Origin of the sequence: Ancylomarina sp. 16SWW S1-10-2, assembly GCF_009669305.1 — a bacterium.
Classification (GTDB): Bacteria; Bacteroidota; Bacteroidia; order Bacteroidales; family Marinifilaceae; genus Ancylomarina.
The window spans coordinates 79615-97278 of the sequence record NZ_SADB01000001.1 but is presented as its reverse complement, the minus strand read 5'-3'; the positions used below and the strand labels follow the sequence as shown (position 1 = coordinate 97278).

At 34.1% G+C, this 17664-nt stretch carries 10 protein-coding genes; 7 read left to right on the top strand and 3 right to left on the bottom strand.

Going from position 1 to position 17664, the window contains the following annotated elements:
• Nucleotides 1-17 precede the first annotated feature (17 nt).
• The 6 genes from EMN46_RS00430 (at nucleotide 18) to EMN46_RS00405 (ending at nucleotide 13736) form a co-directional block, all read left to right on the top strand.
• Nucleotides 18-1613, top strand: coding sequence for a RagB/SusD family nutrient uptake outer membrane protein (locus EMN46_RS00430; RefSeq protein ID WP_154198706.1), 1596 nt, complete (start codon nucleotides 18-20; stop codon nucleotides 1611-1613).
• A gap of 911 nt (nucleotides 1614-2524) precedes the next feature.
• A complete protein-coding gene (locus EMN46_RS00425; protein ID WP_154198705.1) occupies nucleotides 2525-5581 on the top strand; it encodes a TonB-dependent receptor in 3057 nt (1018 codons plus the stop codon).
• Nucleotides 5582-5655: 74 nt separating this feature from the next.
• Entirely contained in the window at nucleotides 5656-7104 is a 1449-nt protein-coding gene (locus EMN46_RS00420; RefSeq protein WP_154198704.1) for a RagB/SusD family nutrient uptake outer membrane protein, read from the top strand.
• Nucleotides 7105-7712: 608 nt separating this feature from the next.
• Nucleotides 7713-9557 (top strand): 2-oxoacid:acceptor oxidoreductase subunit alpha, encoded by a 1845-nt coding sequence (locus tag EMN46_RS00415; RefSeq protein WP_154198703.1) that lies wholly within the window; start codon nucleotides 7713-7715, stop codon nucleotides 9555-9557.
• Nucleotides 9558-9560: 3 nt separating this feature from the next.
• Nucleotides 9561-10601, top strand: coding sequence for a 2-oxoacid:ferredoxin oxidoreductase subunit beta (locus EMN46_RS00410; protein WP_154198702.1), 1041 nt, complete (start codon nucleotides 9561-9563; stop codon nucleotides 10599-10601).
• A 159-nt stretch (nucleotides 10602-10760) separates the two neighbouring features.
• Nucleotides 10761-13736: a PEP/pyruvate-binding domain-containing protein gene (locus tag EMN46_RS00405; RefSeq protein WP_154198701.1), complete on the top strand. Its 2976-nt coding sequence runs from the start codon at nucleotides 10761-10763 to the stop codon at nucleotides 13734-13736.
• Between the two features lie 132 nt (nucleotides 13737-13868).
• Here EMN46_RS00405 and fabD read toward each other — a convergent pair whose 3' ends face one another.
• Both fabD and folE read right to left on the bottom strand, forming a co-directional pair.
• On the bottom strand, nucleotides 13869-14759 hold the full coding sequence (gene fabD, locus EMN46_RS00400) for an ACP S-malonyltransferase (RefSeq protein WP_154198700.1): 891 nt from the start codon (nucleotides 14757-14759) through the stop codon (nucleotides 13869-13871).
• Between the two features lie 39 nt (nucleotides 14760-14798).
• On the bottom strand, nucleotides 14799-15425 hold the full coding sequence (folE, locus tag EMN46_RS00395; RefSeq protein WP_154198699.1) for a GTP cyclohydrolase I FolE: 627 nt from the start codon (nucleotides 15423-15425) through the stop codon (nucleotides 14799-14801).
• A 153-nt stretch (nucleotides 15426-15578) separates the two neighbouring features.
• Between folE and EMN46_RS00390 the strand changes: the two genes are divergently transcribed.
• Complete coding sequence (locus tag EMN46_RS00390) at nucleotides 15579-16280, top strand: hypothetical protein (protein ID WP_154198698.1); 702 nt, start codon at nucleotides 15579-15581, stop codon at nucleotides 16278-16280.
• A 3-nt stretch (nucleotides 16281-16283) separates the two neighbouring features.
• On the opposite strand, the gene EMN46_RS00385 is transcribed toward EMN46_RS00390, so the two are convergent.
• Nucleotides 16284-17585: an MATE family efflux transporter gene (locus EMN46_RS00385; RefSeq protein WP_368667472.1), complete on the bottom strand. Its 1302-nt coding sequence runs from the start codon at nucleotides 17583-17585 to the stop codon at nucleotides 16284-16286.
• Nucleotides 17586-17664: the final 79 nt, after the last annotated feature.

Sequence of the window (17664 nt, the reverse complement as noted above, 5' to 3'; positions counted from 1 at the left end):
ATTACAAAAACATAATTATGAAAAAATATTTTAATAAAATTTTTATACTGATGTTGGTAGTTGCATCTGTCAGTTGTTCTGAAGATACGCTGACAAACCTACCAACTGATTCTGTTGCTCCAGACAATGCTTTGTCTTCACCAGAAAATATGATTGCTGCTTTAAATGGTGTACATAGAGCGATGTATAGCCAGTCTGATTTAGGTGATTATAATTACGCCGGAGAATCTTATATTATGCCAATGTTGGATTTTCCAGCTGGTGATATGCTTCATTCAGGATCAGGTAATGGATGGTTTAAATATACCCTTAAATGGCTACGTCATACAAATCCAAATTCTGGAGATATGGCTTTTGTTTGGTATCATTACTATCATCTTATTGGTAACGTAAATAATATTATCAACGCTGCCGAAGGTATGACAGATACTCCTGCTTTATCTAATGTATTAGGTCAAGCATACGCTTATAGAGCATGGTTACATCACCGTTTAGTTTGCTTATTTGCTAAAAACTATATTCATGGCAACCCTAGCACCGACCTTGGTGTACCAATAATGTTAAAGACGGATCCTGCTGAACTTGTAGGACAAGCAAGAGAGACTGTTGAGAATGTTTACAAACAAATTGAAAAAGATTTAGCTGCATCTTTGGCTTACTTTGAAAATGCAGATGATCCAAATAATAAATCTCACATCTCTATCAATGTTGCTAATGGTATTGCTGCTCGTGTTGCATTAACTAAAGGTGATTACGTTGCTGCTGCGACTTATGCAAATGCTGCAAGAAGTGGATATAGCTTGATGAATGAAGCTGATTATAAGATTGGTTTTAATTCGGTAAACTTATCTGAAGTAATGTGGGGTGCTGAGGTGGTCGATTCTCAGACTAACTATTACTATTCATGGTTTTACTACCAAGGAACTAACTTTAATGGTTCTCAAAATAGAAGTAACCCAAAGTTTATTAACCATAACTTATTTGCTGAAATTAGTGATACTGACTATCGTAAAGATATGTGGTTAGAGAAAGCTCCAAATGACTTCGTTGGTTGGGAAGCTGATCCTAATTATGCAACTAAAGAGGAGTTTAATGCTGCATTTTACAAAATTGTAAAGGATTATAACATGACAACTTCATTTTATACAAATGCATATATGTCAGTTAAATTCTTAAATAAAGATGGTGGTACAATTAATCCAGATGATGTGTTTTATATGAGATCATCAGAAATGTACTTGATCGAAGCGGAAGCTTTGGCAATGCAAGAAGGAAAAGATGTTGAAGCACAAAATGTAATTAATGAGTTGGTGACTGCTCGTACTCGTTCAGGTGAGACGCCAGCATTAATTACTACCACAGGTGATGCATTAGTTCAAGATATTTTGATACAGCGTCGTATAGAACTTTGGGGTGAGGGACATCGTTGGTTGGATATGTTACGTTTAGATTTAGCTTTAGATCTAACTGGTTCAGGAGCTAGTTCAACTTTATATCAAAAAGGATATAGTCAAGCTAAGCCATCAGTAAACAATAATTGGTTGTTTCAAATTCCTCAAGAGGAAGTGGATGCTAATCCTTTAATGGAACCAAATCCAGTTGCAGAATTGTAATTTTGTATTAATATAATATTATTTGAGAGAGGGAATCCATTAGGATTCCCTCTCTTTTTTGTTTCTTTTTTTGATGGTATTATTTCATCCAAACTTTCAATGATCAACTACACATAGCATATGTTTGACCGAATTATATTAAAATGATCAAATTTCATACGATCATAGTCTATAGTATAAAACTAATTGTATTTCTCTATAACAATTATTCTTCCTTCGAAAGAGACGTTTTCCTTTTTGAGTGAAGTCAACTATTGCATATTTAGTTTGATAATCTACAAGATCAAAATAATCTAAAATACGAGCAGAAAAAACTATGTTTAATATGCTGGTTTTTATCGAAAATGTGTGATTTAATAGTAGAATTTATTCCTTCAATAGTCGATATTTTATTAAAAAAAGTTTTTTAACGTTCTATGTAACTAATTACTTCATAACATAAATGTGTCATAAAACATGTGATCCTATTCTGAAGAATCTATTGTATCCTTTTACTTACATAATGCTATTTATTTTGGCTGAATTATACGATTGTTAATATTTGTAAAATGTTGGATCTAATATCTCTTTGTCTAATATGTTAGGTATTTCTTATGTTTTAGTGTGCTTTGCCTATTGTGAGTCATAATGTATCGTATGCTGTGGTGTTGTATTTTTATCTTAAGTAAAGTTTAATGTTTTAGTGAAAGTTTAGTTTGTTTTTAAATGTGAATTTTTGTTTGTCGATTTAAGTTTTTTTTACACTTTTGAAAGCTCAAAAAAAAAGACCTCCTTCTGTAAAGCCCATGTGCTGTGGTTTTTGAGTTGTTTGTGTGTTTTTTTTAGTATTAAAAGGGAAAATTTGTTTTTAACACATGTTAATTCAAATTGAGAAAATAAAAGAAATTTAATTATCAATTAACTAAAGATTCATGAAAAAACTATTTTCGATCGTTGTCTTATGTCTTATAGGATTACAAGGCGTTTTGGCGCAAAGTAGAGAAATTTCAGGATTGGTAACATCAGCCGATGACGGACTATCAATACCAGGGGTTTCTGTAATTATAAAGGGGACTACAATTGGTACAACGACTGACTTCGATGGTAATTATACAATTTCAGTTGACAATGAAGGACAAACGCTTGTTTTCTCTTTTGTTGGAATGAAAACTATAGAATTACCTGCTAATTCTGACTCAATAAATTTAGTAATGGAATCTGAGTCCATTGGTATGGACGAAGTAATGGTTGTCGCTTATGGAACTGCTAAGAAATCTAGCTTTACCGGTTCTGCAACTCAAATTAAATCTGATGAATTAGCTAAAAAACCTGTTATTTCTGTTGGCGAAGCTATCGCAGGTATGGCTGCTGGAGTTGAAGTTTCTAGTGGTTCTGGTCAACCCGGTTCTGCTCCTTCAATTCGTGTAAGAGGTATAGGTTCAATTAACTCTTCAAACGAACCATTGTATGTGATCGATGGAGTTGCTCAAACCAATGATAATCTAAGTTTAGGAACTAGCTCTAGTTTAGGAGCATTGTCTGCTATTAACCCAAATGATATTGCAAATGTTACTATTCTAAAGGATGCCGCTGCAGCTGCATTGTATGGTTCTCGTGCTGCTAATGGTGTTGTTTTAATTACTACAAAGCGTGGTAAAACTGGTAAAACTAAATTTACAGTTAAATCTGAAATGGGTATTTCTGATTTTGCTGTTAAGACACTTGAATTAGCGACTCCTGAAGAAGCTTTTGATTATAAGGTATTGGGTTATAAAAATTACCTTGTTGAGTACGAAGGTATGGATGAAGCAGCAGCTGCTACTTTGGCTAAAGCTGATATCGGAGATTATTTTAGTCAATATGATCCTACTAGACCAGATTCTGATTATGATTGGGATGATGCTATGTTTAGACAAGGTACGACTAAGAATGTTGAATTTTCTGCTGCTGGAGGTAATGAAAAAACTAAATTCTTTGCATCATTAAGCTATTTAGAAGCTGATGGTGTTGCTAAAGGATCGGATTTTAGCCGTGTTGCAGGTCGATTAAATTTAGATCACAAAGCTACAGACCTAATTGAATTTGGATTCAGTAGTTCTCTATCTAGAATGAAACAGAATGTTATTCCTACAATTGGTTATTACTATGTGAATCCATTGTATGCAACACGTTCTTATTTGAATCAATTAACGCCAATTAAAAATACAGATGGTTCTTTCTCTGATGTAGAAGGTGGTAAAAAACCCAACTTGGTTAAAGAAAATGATTTGAATATAAATAAAAATGATGTTTGGACTTTAACTAACCAAGGATACTTACAACTTAATTTAATCGAAGGTTTAACGTTTAAGTCTACTAACAGCATGACTTTCACACAGGTTTATGGTTCAAAATATTGGGCTCCTAATTCTCAAGATGGTGAAAGTTATAATGGTTATGCATACGAATCAAACAAGAGACGATTAAAATTATCTTCATCTAATATATTGAATTATTCAACAACTATTGATGATGTTCATAATATCGACTTTTTAGTGGGATATGAAGCTGAAAAATTACAAGATAAACTTCTAGAGGCCGAAGGGAAGAATTTTCCAAATGATGTTAAGACAACACTTGATGTAGCTTCCAAACCTTTATCTGCTTCATTCAATGCAGATGGTGATAGAATGCAATCAATCTTGTCACGTTTTAACTACAACTACGATAATAAGTATTATGGATCTATTAGTTATAGAACTGATGCGAGTTCTCGTTTAGGTGAGAATAACCGATGGGGAAGTTTCTACTCTGTTTCTGGTTCATGGAGAATTTCTTCGGAGAGTTTTATGGAAGATATCGATTTCATTAATGACTTGAAATTACGTTCATCGTATGGTGTTAATGGTACTTTACCTACTTCATGGGTTGGTGCTCTAGGTCTTTATGATTTTGGTGCTAACTATAACGATGTTCCTGGTACATCTTATTCTCAAATTGCGAATCCAGACTTACAATGGGAAAAAAATAAGACTTTCAGTATTGCAACTGAAATGAGATTATTCGATTTCTTAAATGTTGAGTTGGAGTATTACCATAGAAAAACATCTGATTTGTTATTACAAGTTCCTGTAACAAGAACTTCAGGATTTTCATACTATTGGGATAATGTAGGTGAAATGACTAATCAAGGTCTTGAATTGAGTGTTACATCTCATAACATTAACAACGATAATTTTTCTTGGAATACGACATTAAACTTAGCTCACAACAAGAATACTATCGATAAGTTAGAAGGTGGCGATAATGTTGAAACATTCCCATATATTCTAAGAGAAGGTAAATCGTATAGTTCAATTTACTTGAGAGACTGGGCGGGCGTAAATCCTACTAATGGTCATGCTCAATGGTATGTGCTCGAAAATGAGAAAAGAGTTGATAATGACAATGATGGTGAATCAGATGTTACTGAAGATTCAAGATATGCAGGTAAGAAAATTGTTGGAGATGGTAACCCAGATTTATCTGGATCTATCAATAATAGTTTCACATATAAGAATTTTGATCTATCATTTTTGATCACATTTAAAATAGGAGGTGATGCTTATATTGACCCTTATTCAAGTGTTTATGATGACGGTGCTAGTTTAACTAAAGCTGTTACTAAAGCTCAGTTAAAAGATTATTGGACAACACCAGGAGAGAGTGCTTCTTTACCAAAAGTTGTTTATGGTTCACCTCAAAACTCACAGTACAATTCATCTAGAAGATTGGAAGATGCTTCATACATGCGTTTAAAGAGTATTAACTTGGGATACAGCCTTCCTTCAGAGATTTCGGCTATAGCAGGATTATCAAACATTCGTTTCTATGCTAGTGCAACAAACTTGTTGACATTGAGTAAAATAGATGATTTTGATCCTGAGACAGATTCTCGAGGTACAGTATTAAGTAGTTTTGATTTTCCTCCATTGAAAACTGTAACTTTTGGAGTTCAAGTTAACTTCTAATTGAAGATAAGAATTAAATAGTGAGTCATACTTTCTTTTAGTAAAGTAATCACAAACTGAAAAATTTTAAATAAATGAAAAAATATATATTATTACTGGGAACAGTTTTATCACTTGGACTTTCTTCTTGTTCTGATGATTGGATGGGTGATGTGGTTCCTACAGATAGAATAGATGCTAATGAAGCATTTAATACAGTGAAAGATGGTCGTAATGCTGTTAATGGAGTATTCTCCCTTATGCAGAGTGAAGATTACTACGGAGCTAATTATATTGTTTACGGTGATTTAAAAGGTATCGATGTTCGATCATCAGATATTAACAAACGTGATAACGAAATGTATCGTTACAATGAAACAACAGAAGCTGGTAATTCTGAGATGTGGACTAGTCCATATGAGGCTCTTGTATCTGTTAATAATGCCATTGCTAATCTTGATAAATTAGTAGCTGAATCTGATGCAGAAGAATTACAAAAATTAGAAATTGAAGCTAACTTTTACGCTTTACGTGCTTTAAATCACTTCGATTTATTACGCATTTTTGCTAGAATTCCAGCGTCATTATCAGGAGATGCTTCTAATGAATTAGGAGTTGTTCTTGCCGATCACGTTATTACTAAAGATGAATCACCTGTACGTGCAGATCTAGCTACAAGTTATAAGCTTGTAATTGATGATTTGAAAAAAGCTATGGAGTTAATGCCTGCAAGTGCTAGCACTGAAGGTTGGTTAAATGCTGATGCTGTTAAGGCTTTGTTGGCACGAGTTTATCTTTTTAATGGCGATAATCAATTAGCTTATGATATGGCTAAAGAGGTTATAGATTCTGGAGATTATGCTTTGGTTGCTCATGGCGATTATAAGAAAAGTTGGGAAGCTTCATTTAATAATCCTGAAGCTATTTTTACTTTAATTAATACCGAAGAAGATAATCCAAGTCGTGAAGGTATTGGTTACTTATGGAACGAATCTGGTTACAATACAATGGTTATTACGAATTCATTCACTGATATTCTTTTTGCTAATGACAAAGATGAGCGTAGCGAAGCAATGTTTGCTGATGTTGTGAAAGATGATGATGGTAACGTAACAAGTACTAATTACTTGTCATTGAAATACCCTGATCAAACAACTAATAAATTGCATTTAATTCGTTTGTCTGAGATGTATTTTATTGCGGCAGAGGCTATCTATAAAGTAAGTGCATCGAATGCAGCAGTGGCTGCTTCTCTTATCAATACTGTTGTTGAACAACGTACTGGTGTAGCTGATGTACTTGTTGCAAGTGATATCGATATTGATAGAATTCTTCTTGAGAAGAGAAAAGAATTTATTGGGGAAGGTCAAACTTTCTTCGATTTGATGAGAAATAAGAAGGATGTTGTTAGAACTGGAGACGATCATCTAAATATTGCTCCAATGTTTATCGGATACGACGATTTCAAAACAATTCAACCAATTCCTAGAATTGAATTGAATGTTAATGAGAATATTCAGCAAAATCCTGATTATGCTGAATAGTTTGATGTAATGTGATCCTGTCACAATATTAAATTGACAATATTATTTGAGAGAGGGAATCCATATGGATTCCCTCTCTTTTTTGTTTCTTATTTCGAGTAAATTATTGTTTTTACCAAGGTTACGCAAACCTTTGTATTTTTATTGAAAATTCTTTTTCATTTCCTTGTCTAAGTTGTGCTAATCATTACCTTTATCCACTGTTGTAGAACATATTTTCTAAATCTATTCTACAATTTAAAATAAACAGGTATGATTAAAAGTTTGGTTTAGAGTTTGTGAAAAATCGTGATTTTTAGATGAGTTCTGTTTTTTTTGGAAGATTTTAATTCAATGCTCTATACGCTTGAGTGATAATTGACGTCTTATAATCTTAGATTATTAATATTGAATTATCAATAGTCTTTCTACTCGAACAGCTACTATTTATGGTTTGTCTATCTTCTAACCAACAAAAGGATATTTCATTACTATCCTCCTTTTAAATTTGAGAGCTTTGTATTAGGCGGAGTCAAAATAAAGCAACATTTATTAGGTCATTATTTGTTTTATAAAGTACAAAACATTTTGTAAAATAAGAATTTAGCTTAAAGTTAAATCAATCAGTTATGAGTCAAAAGACAAAGATTATTGAAAGAGAAGATGTTGTTATCCGATTTTCAGGTGATTCTGGTGATGGTATGCAATTAACAGGAACACAGTTTTCTGACACTTCAGCTTTATTTGGAAACGACGTAGCAACTTTTCCTGATTATCCGGCAGAAATTCGCGCTCCACAAGGTACGGTAGGTGGTGTGTCGGGCTTTCAACTACATTTTGGGCATCAAGAAGTTTTCACACCTGGTGATTATGCCGATGTATTAGTTGCGATGAATCCAGCAGCTTTAAAATCCAATTTAAAGTGGGTAAAACCGAGTGGTACAATTATCGTGAATGAGGATAGTTTTACTGAAAAAAACCTTGAAAAAGCCGGTTACGATTCAGACCCTCTATTGGAAGACAAACTTGCTGACTATAATTTAATTAAGGCAAAGGTAACTTCTCTTACGCGTGAGTGTTTGAAGGATTCAGGTCTTGATCAAAAAAGTATTCTTAGAAGTAAGAATATGTTTACTTTGGGGATGGTATATTGGATGTTCGATCGTCCTTTAAAGCATTCTGAAGAATTTATTGAGAAAAAATTTAAGAAACATCCTTTAGTTGTTGATGCCAATAAGAAAGTTCTTAAGGCCGGTTTTAATTTTGCTAAAACAATTGAAGCTTTACCTTATAATTATAGTGTAGCTCCTGCGAATATTCGTAAGGGAAGATATCGTAATATTACAGGTAATAAAGCTACAGCCTGGGGTTTAATGGCTGCAGCAGACAAGGCTAAGCTTGAACTGTTCTGTGGATCGTATCCTATTACGCCAGCGACAGATATTTTTCAAGAATTAGCTATTCATAAAGGCCTTGGTGTAAAAACTTTCCAAGCAGAAGACGAGATTGCTGGTATTTGTACAGCGATTGGAGCTAGTTTTGCCGGTGATTTTGCTGTAACAACAACTTCGGGACCTGGTTTGGCATTAAAAACTGAAGCGGCAGGTCTTGCGGTAATGACTGAATTGCCACTTGTTATTGTAAATGTTCAGCGTGGTGGTCCTTCTACGGGTCTTCCTACTAAAACAGAGCAAGCCGATTTATTACAAGCCATTCATGGCCGAAGTGGTGAATGTCCGATGCCTGTTATTGCAGCTAGTACGCCATCAGATTGTTTCCATTTTGCATTTGAGGCTGGTCGAATCGCACTAGAGCACATGACGCCAGTTATATTGTTGACTGATGGTTTTATTGCTAACGGAACAGAACCTTGGCGTATTCCTTCCATGTCTGATCTTCCTGAAATTATTCCACCTATTGCAAAAGAAGGTGAAGATTTCCTTCCTTATGCGCGAGAGGATGATCGATTGAGCCGCCGATGGGCTATTCCAGGTACAAAAGGCTTAGAACATCGTATTGGTGGTCTCGAGAAAATGGACGGTGATGGTACCGTTTCGTATGTTCCCGAAAATCACCAATTGATGAGTGATATTAGAAAGAAAAGAGTTGAACTTGTTGCTAACAATATTCCTGAACTTAAAGTGAAAGGAAATGACGAAGCTGATGTTCTTGTCGTTGGATGGGGAGGAACATATGGGCATCTTATGACGGCGGTTAGAGAATTGCAAAAGGAAGGTAAGTCTATTAGTTTGGTTCATTTTAACTACATATTCCCTCTTCCAAAAAATACTGGGGAGATATTCGGACATTATAAGAAGATTATTGTGTGTGAATTAAATAATGGACAGTTTGTTGAGTATTTAAGAGGTTCATTTTATGGTATTAAGTTCGAACAGCTCAATAAGTTGATGGGATTACCATTTACGGTGGTAGAATTAAAAGAAAGATTTAACCAATTATTGGAGGATAAATAAGTCATGGCTGATACATTATTAAACAAACCTAATGTTAAGGGGCTAAGTGCTAAGGATTTTAGAAGTGATCAAGAGAATCGCTGGTGCCCTGGTTGTGGTGACCATGGTATCTTAAATTCTGTTCAAAGAGCAATGGCTGAAATGGATCATAAGAGGGAAGACTATGCTGTAATTTCGGGTATTGGTTGTTCTTCTCGTTTTCCATACTATATGAATACCTATGGTTTTCACACCATTCACGGACGTGCTGCTGCCATTGCATCTGGCGTAAAGTGTGCTAATCCTAATCTCGAAGTGCTTCAGATTTCTGGAGATGGAGATGCTCTTGCCATTGGAGGTAACCACTTTATTCATGCTGTTCGTAGAAATATTGATATGACCATTATGCTCTTTAATAATGAGATTTATGGTCTAACTAAAGGTCAGTATTCCCCAACATCAAGATATGGAATGGTAACTAAAACCTCTCCTTACGGAACAATTGAGGAACCTTTTAATCCTGCTCAGTTGGCTCTAGGAGCTCAATCTAAGTTCTACGCTCGTTCTATTGATACGAATATTAATTTGACAAAAGAAGTCGTAAAGTCTGCATCTGCACATAAAGGAACATCTATCGTTGAAATTCTTCAAAACTGTGTGATTTATAATGATGGAGCACATGCTCTTATCACTGATAAAGCAAACAAAGATGAATATCAACTTGTTATAGAGCACGGTAAGCCAATGATCTTTGGTAAGGATAAAAATAAAGGTCTCATTATGGGGGGCAATGGTAAACTTGTTGTTGTGACTATTGGTGAACATGGCATTACAGAACAAGATGTCCTCGTTCATGATGCTCATACCGAAGATTCACATATGCATTGGTTACTCTCGAGTATGATGGCTCCTGAGTATCCTGTTGCTTTGGGTGTTATTCGTGATGTTGATTCAACTTCTTATGATGAGAAAATGGCTCAACAAATTGAAGATATCAAAGCCATATCAACAATTAAATCTATGGATGAGCTACTAAATAGTGGTGATACTTGGGTGGTTGACTAGTTGAATTTGTGTATTTATTTAGATATAATCCTGTTTGGTTTAATACCAAGCAGGATTTTTTTATAAATTTTGTATTAATCTCTTTTTTATAGCGAATTTGTACCCTACAATTGTTAATTGTTTGTTATTTTCAGTCTTTAAATAAAAGCTATAATTATCATGGAAGAAATTGCTATTTCGAAGATATATAAAAGGAAGAAAAACGATAGAGATATCTTCCAAGAGTTAATGCCATTCAAGGTTAAGGAAATTCTTTTGGTTGCAACTTATTACGATTCGTATACAATTGTTAGGGAAGGTCAGTTCTCAGATAAAATTGTTGGTGAATACCTTCAACTTAATTTATATACAGCACCCCGATTCACAAGTGTAACGACTAATGACGAAGCGCTTGAAGCTATGGACGAACGCAATTTCGACGTTGTAATCTTAATGGCTGGTTTGGATAAAGATTCACCACTTGAGCTAAGTCAAGAGATTAAAAAGAAAGACCCAGATATTCCCGTTTTAGTATTGGTGAATAATAATAGTGATTTGGCTTATTTTGACAAGGCTGCTGATAAAATCAGAAATAATATCGAAAGAGTATTTGTGTGGAATGGATCGACTAAGATCTTTATGGCCATGACCAAATATATAGAAGATAAGATGAATTTAGCACTTGATTCTAAAATTGGTGATGTTCGTGTTATGCTTTTAATAGAGGACTCAGTCAAGTATTATTCTCGATATTTACCTTTGCTCTATACATCAATAATGACCCAAACTCAAAAGGTTATTTCTGATGAAGATGATATTGATGAGATGCATAAAATTCTCAAAATGCGAGCTCGACCAAAGGTTATTTTGGTTAGTTCTTATGAGGATGCAGTAGATATTGTAGATAATTATTTAGAAAATCTTCTTTGTGTCATTTCTGATGTTCGATTTTCTCGTGATGGAAAATTAAATGACGATGCTGGTGTTGATTTAATATCATATGTACAGGAAAAGAAAATGCGAATTCCTTGTGTGATGCAATCTCACGATACGGATAATGCCATGCGTGCTTTTCAGGTAAATGCTGATTTTATTAATAAAAATAGTGATACGCTTGCGCTCGATATTTTCAATTTTATTCATTTAAAGCTTGGTTTTGGCGATTTCGTATTTAGAAATCATAGTGGCACTCAAGTTGCTGTTGCGAAGTCTTTAGAAGATTTTGAAAATAAATTGAGATATGTACCAGATGAGTCCTTATTATATCATTCTAAACGTAATGGGATTTCAACTTGGTTGATGGCAAGAGGTGAAATTAATATTGCGAAAAAACTTCGTCGTTATCAAATATCCGATTTTAAAACAGTTAAGGAGTTACGTCAATTTTGTTTAGATGTTTTTGAAGCTTCGAGGTTGAAACAATTGCGAGGACGAATTATTAAATTCAAACCTAGTTTGGCGAACTCTAATCACTATGTCATTCGTTTAGGAGGTGGATCAGTAGGTGGTAAAGGTAGAGGATTGGCTTTTTTAAGTAATTTTACTGAAAATATCAGCTTTCAAAAATTAATTAAGGATATTAATATCGCAATACCAAGAACTGCAATTATTGGAGTTGATGAGTATGAAGTTTTTTTAGAAAATAATAATCTTCTTGAAAAAATATATAATGAAAAGAATTACGACGAAATAAAGAAACAATTTATCGAAGCTCATTTATCGGAAAAGCTTTGTAAAAAACTTCGTCAATATCTTGAGAAAATGAATATGCCTTTGGCGGTTCGTTCTTCGGGATTGTTTGAGGATTCATTGATGCAACCTTTTGCGGGTGTTTATGCTACTTATCTTTTGCCAAATAATAATGAGGATTTTGAAGTTCGTTATGCCGATTTGATAAATGCGATTAAAATGGTGTATTCTTCCATTTTTACGCCAGAGGCAAAAGCATATTTTTCTGCTGTTGATTATAAAATTGAGGAAGAGAAAATGGCTGTTATTCTACAAGCCGTTGTTGGGCAAGAGTATAATGGTAAATTTTATCCAAATATTAGTGGTGTAGCACAATCTTACAACTATTATCCATTTTCGTATATGAAACCTGAGGATGGCTTTTCTGTTCTAGGTTTAGGATTAGGTAAATATGTTGTTGGTGGGGAAAAAACACATCGTTTTTGCCCTGAGTACCCTAAATTACAGTTGGCATCTATCCAAGATCAAATAAAAAATTCGCAGAACTACTTTTATGCGATAGATGTGGAATCTAATAACTTGAATTTGCTTGAAGATGGTGAAGATGCTTCAACTCGTAAGTATGAGCTTTCGGTAGCAGAGAAAGATGGTAATTTATTACATTGTGCTTCGGTATACGATGGAGCCAATGATAGAATTGAGCCAGATTTAAATTTAAGAGGTCCTCGTGTTGTCGATTTTGCTAACATTTTGAAGTATAATCAAATTCCATTGGCTAAGACTTTGAGTATTCTTTTGAATATTTTTAAACAAGCAATGGGAGCTCCTATTGAGATTGAATTTGCTGTTGATTTATCTAAGGGGAAAAATGGTTTGCCAACCTTTAATCTTTTACAGATTAAGCCTCTAATACGTCAGGAAATGAGTATCGAGATCGATATGGATAAAGTGGATAAAGATCGACTTGTTTTATTGGCTGACAAAGGAATGGGTAATGGTAGAATAGATCATGTTCGCGATGTGATTTACATGGATGTTAGTAAATTTGATAGAACCAAGACCGAGGAAATGGCCGAAGAAGTAGCTATTTTAAATCAGAAAATGAAGGAGCAAGATAGACAGTATGTTCTTATTGGTCCTGGTCGTTGGGGAACTAAGGATCGTTTTACAGGAATTCCTGTTCTTTGGTCGCAAATATCTAATGCTAAAGTAATTGTTGAGCAAGGTCTTGACGATTTTCCTTTGGATGCTTCATTGGGATCACACTTTTTCCATAATGTAACATCAATGAATGTTGGTTACTTTTCTGTGAAATCGAATTTGGCAACTAGTTTTGTAAAAGAGGATGTGCTTAACAAGCAGGAATTTGTTGAACAGATAAATTTCTTTAAACATGTTCGTTTTGCTGAGCCTTTGGAAATATTAATGGATGGGAAAAAACAGATATCAGTTATACTGCATAAATAATTTGATATACTTAGTTCAACTTAATATAAACTGATATAAGAGAAGTACTATATCAATAGGATATATAAAAAAAGAGATCTCAATTGCTTGAGATCTCTTTTTTTTGCTTGATCATACGATCAATATTGTGGTTTATGCTTGGTATGAATCGACACCAGCAGTTTCCATTTTACGGTCTACTTTTTTAACCAAACCTTGTATTACTTTACCAGGACCAATTTCAGTGAATGAAGTTGCACCATCAGCAATCATATTAAGTATTGTTTGAGTAAAACGTACAGGAGCAGTTAATTGAGCAACAAGATTCTTTTTGATTTCTTCAGGATCTGATACTGGTTTTGCAGTTACGTTTTGGTATACAGCACAAATAGGTTTAGAGAAGTTCGTATTTTTGATAGCTTCTTCAAGCTCAACACGTGCAGGCTCCATTAATGGAGAATGAAATGCACCACCAACTTTCAAAGGTATAGCACGTTTTGCGCCAGCTTCGGTTAGTTTTGCACAGGCTATTTCAATACCTTTCATGCTACCCGAAATAACCAATTGGCCTGGGCAGTTGAAGTTCGCAGGAACAACAATTTCGTCAATTTCAGCACAAACTTTCACAACAGTCTCGTCATCAAGACCAATGATAGCAGCCATAGTTGATGGTTCGTTCTCGCAAGCTTTTTGCATAGCTAAAGCACGTTGAGAAACCAATTTAAGACCATCTTCGAAAGAAAGAGCTCCATTGGCAACAAGTGCAGAGAATTCTCCTAACGAGTGACCTGCAACCATTTCTGGTTTAAAATCAGCACCTAAAGTTTTTGCTAAAATTACAGAATGAAGAAAGATAGCTGGTTGAGTAACCTTAGTTTGTCTTAGATCTTCGTCAGTTCCGTTGAACATCAGTTCTGTAATATTGAAACCAAGAATTTCGTTAGCTTTATCAAATAATTCTTTACCTAGTTCAGAGTTTTCGTATAGGTCTTTACCCATACCAACAAATTGGGCTCCTTGCCCAGGAAATACATATGTTTTCATATCTTTTGATTCGTATTGATACTTATCAATAGTTAATTATTATATCGTTTTTGTAGAGATCAGTCGAATAAATTCTTCGCGTGTAGCGGCTTTTTCAAATGCTCCTGTAAAATCAGAGGTTGTTGTGATTGAGTTCTGTTTTTGTACACCACGCATAGCCATACACATATGTTGTGCTTCAATAACAACGGCTACTCCCAATGGATTAAGTGTATTTTGAATACAATCTTTAATTTGAGTTGTTAATCTTTCTTGTACTTGTAATCGGCGTGCAAAAGCGTCTACAACACGAGCAATTTTACTTAGGCCCGTAATGGTTCCGTTAGGAATATATGCAATATGAGCTCTACCTACAAAGGGTAACATATGATGTTCACACATTGAGTAAACTTCAATATCTTTAACAATTACCATTTGGCGATAATCCTCTTTAAACATGGCTGACTTTAAGATCTCTTCTGGTTTGATATAGTAACCTTGAGTAAGGAATTGCATTGCTTTTGCGACTCTTAATGGTGTTTTAACGAGTCCTTCTCGGTCCACATCTTCACCTAGAAGTTCCAATACTTTTTTATAGTGAAACATGAGTTCTTCAGTCGTTTCTCTGTCAAATTTTTCTATTTTTGTAAAACCTTTATTTTCTGAGTCGTTACTTGAAAATTCCATCTTATAATTAGTGTTTTAATATTGTTGTTCGATAAAATTCAATTGTTGTCCTTTAGTATTTAGGCTTATTTATTTGTGCCTGCGAATTTAAGAATATTTTTTGTCGATTACGCAAGGTTTTGGAAGCTTTGTTATTGCTAAGTACTTGCATCTATGGATATTTTAATTGTTAGTTCCACTTTTGTTTCATTACAAAATTTTATTAGTCAACTTCAATTGATTGATAATTACGGTAAAAATTATGCTCGATTTAAATTAGATGAAAATGAATTTGATGTCTTAATATCTGGTTATGGAGGGAGCATAGCTAGTCATTGGATTAATAAAGCTATTCAACGTAAAAATTACGATTTAGTTATTCACATTGGAAGATCATATGCTCTTAAGGATAAAATAGAGATTGGAAGTTTAGTGAATGTTGTTGATGATTATTTTGGAGATATTGGCTTTAATGATGATTCAGGATTTCAGTCATTTTTCGATTTAGAACTAATTTCTAAGACTGAAGCGCCATTTACAAATGGAATTCTAGAAAACCCTTCTGACTATTCAGAGATATTAACCTCATTCCGAAAAGTAAGTGGCATGACGTGTAATACCATTCCTTCAAATCTTTTTCAGATAGGAGAAATCTATATTAAGAATTATCCTGAGATCATAAGTTCTGAAGGAGCAGCAGTTTTATATGCTTGTTTAGAATCAAATATCGATTTAATTCAACTTTCATATGTTACCGGTACTATTGAAAATGCAAGTGAAATTTTAAGTGTTAATGATCAGGAAATAGAAACAATAACGACTAATCTAAAAGACTTGTTGAGTAAACTTTATCAGTTTCAATTATTGAAAAGCTAGTATTTATTTGAACTTTATTAAAACAGCTTTTTTAAAATAAATGGCTTGGAATAGGCCTCTTGCAAACATAAAAGATAACATGGCTATCCAAAGACCATGATTCAGAAGTATGTCTTTTAATATCCAATAAACGGGTGCAAAAATGAGAATGGTAGCCGCCATCATGGTTTTTCGCATATAAGCCGAGGCCGTAGCTCCAATATAAATTCCATCGTATATGAATGAGGCAAAACTTAATATTGGGAGTAATATAACCCATTTTAGATAAGGACTAGCTGCACTTATTATTTTTGTGTTATTAGTTAACATCGACAATATCCAATTGCTACACAGTGCATAAAATAGGGTGAAAATTAAGCTGATCCCAATTCCCCAAATAAATAAGTAACGAACTGTAAGCAGAAAGTTTTTCCGATTTTTAGCTCCTATGAATTTTCCAACTAGGGCTTCTGCAGCATATGCAAAACCATCCATTAGGTACGAAAAGATAAAAAGGAATTGTAGCAAAAGAGAATTAACAGCAAGTATTGTTTTGTTCGTGCTTGCAGATTCTGTTGTGAAAAAAGTAAATACAAAAATGATACAAAGTGTGCGAATAAATATATCCTTATTAACTAGGACAAAGTTTTTTAGTTCCGTAATTTTAAATAAACCTCTATTAGTCCAATATTTGAATAGTCTTCTATAATGGCGCCAAATAAAAAATGAGGCTAAAATCAATCCACAATATTGAGCTATTACTGTTCCTAATGCAACACCTCTTGCATCTAGATTTAAGCCATAAACAAAATAGCTTGATAAACTGATGTTGATTATATTACATATAATGGCGATTGTCATAGGAATTTTTGAATTCTGCATGCCAATAAACCATCCTGTTAAAGCATATAAAGATATGGTTGCTGGTGCTGCCCATATTCGAATGTTGTAATAAGAGCGAGCTATATTCTCAACTGAGGCTTCGGAATTGATGCATGAAAAACTTAAAAGGGCAATCGGCTTTTGAAGTAATAATATGATGATACTGCCAACTGCTGCAACACTTAGTGCTCTTCCTAAAGAAAGAATGCTTTCGTGTAAGTTCCTAGCTCCGTAGGCTTGTGCTGTAATGCCACTAGTGCCCATCCTCAAAAATGAAAATCCCCAATAAAGAAAGTTGAAGATGACACCTCCTAAAGCAATGCCTCCAATAAAATCTACTTTACCCAAATGTCCCATAAGTGCTAAGTCTACAATCCCTAGTAAGGGGATTGTGATGTTGCTCACAATATTGGGTAGGGCAATATCTAAAATCTTTTTATTCACGCTGGTTTAAATCTTCTTTTAAATTCGCTGTGAAATTACTGAATTGACTTGAGGAAAGCTTTAAATATTGAAGGAAAAA

Coding starts and splice junctions, on each gene's coding strand:
- EMN46_RS00430 (WP_154198706.1), top strand. CDS start 18: ATGAAAAAATATTTTAATAAAATTTTTATACTGATGTTGGTAGTTGCA.
- EMN46_RS00425 (WP_154198705.1), top strand. CDS start 2,525: ATGAAAAAACTATTTTCGATCGTTGTCTTATGTCTTATAGGATTACAA.
- EMN46_RS00420 (WP_154198704.1), top strand. CDS start 5,656: ATGAAAAAATATATATTATTACTGGGAACAGTTTTATCACTTGGACTT.
- EMN46_RS00415 (WP_154198703.1), top strand. CDS start 7,713: ATGAGTCAAAAGACAAAGATTATTGAAAGAGAAGATGTTGTTATCCGA.
- EMN46_RS00410 (WP_154198702.1), top strand. CDS start 9,561: ATGGCTGATACATTATTAAACAAACCTAATGTTAAGGGGCTAAGTGCT.
- EMN46_RS00405 (WP_154198701.1), top strand. CDS start 10,761: ATGGAAGAAATTGCTATTTCGAAGATATATAAAAGGAAGAAAAACGAT.
- fabD (WP_154198700.1), bottom strand. CDS start 14,759: ATGAAAACATATGTATTTCCTGGGCAAGGAGCCCAATTTGTTGGTATG.
- folE (WP_154198699.1), bottom strand. CDS start 15,425: ATGGAATTTTCAAGTAACGACTCAGAAAATAAAGGTTTTACAAAAATA.
- EMN46_RS00390 (WP_154198698.1), top strand. CDS start 15,579: ATGGATATTTTAATTGTTAGTTCCACTTTTGTTTCATTACAAAATTTT.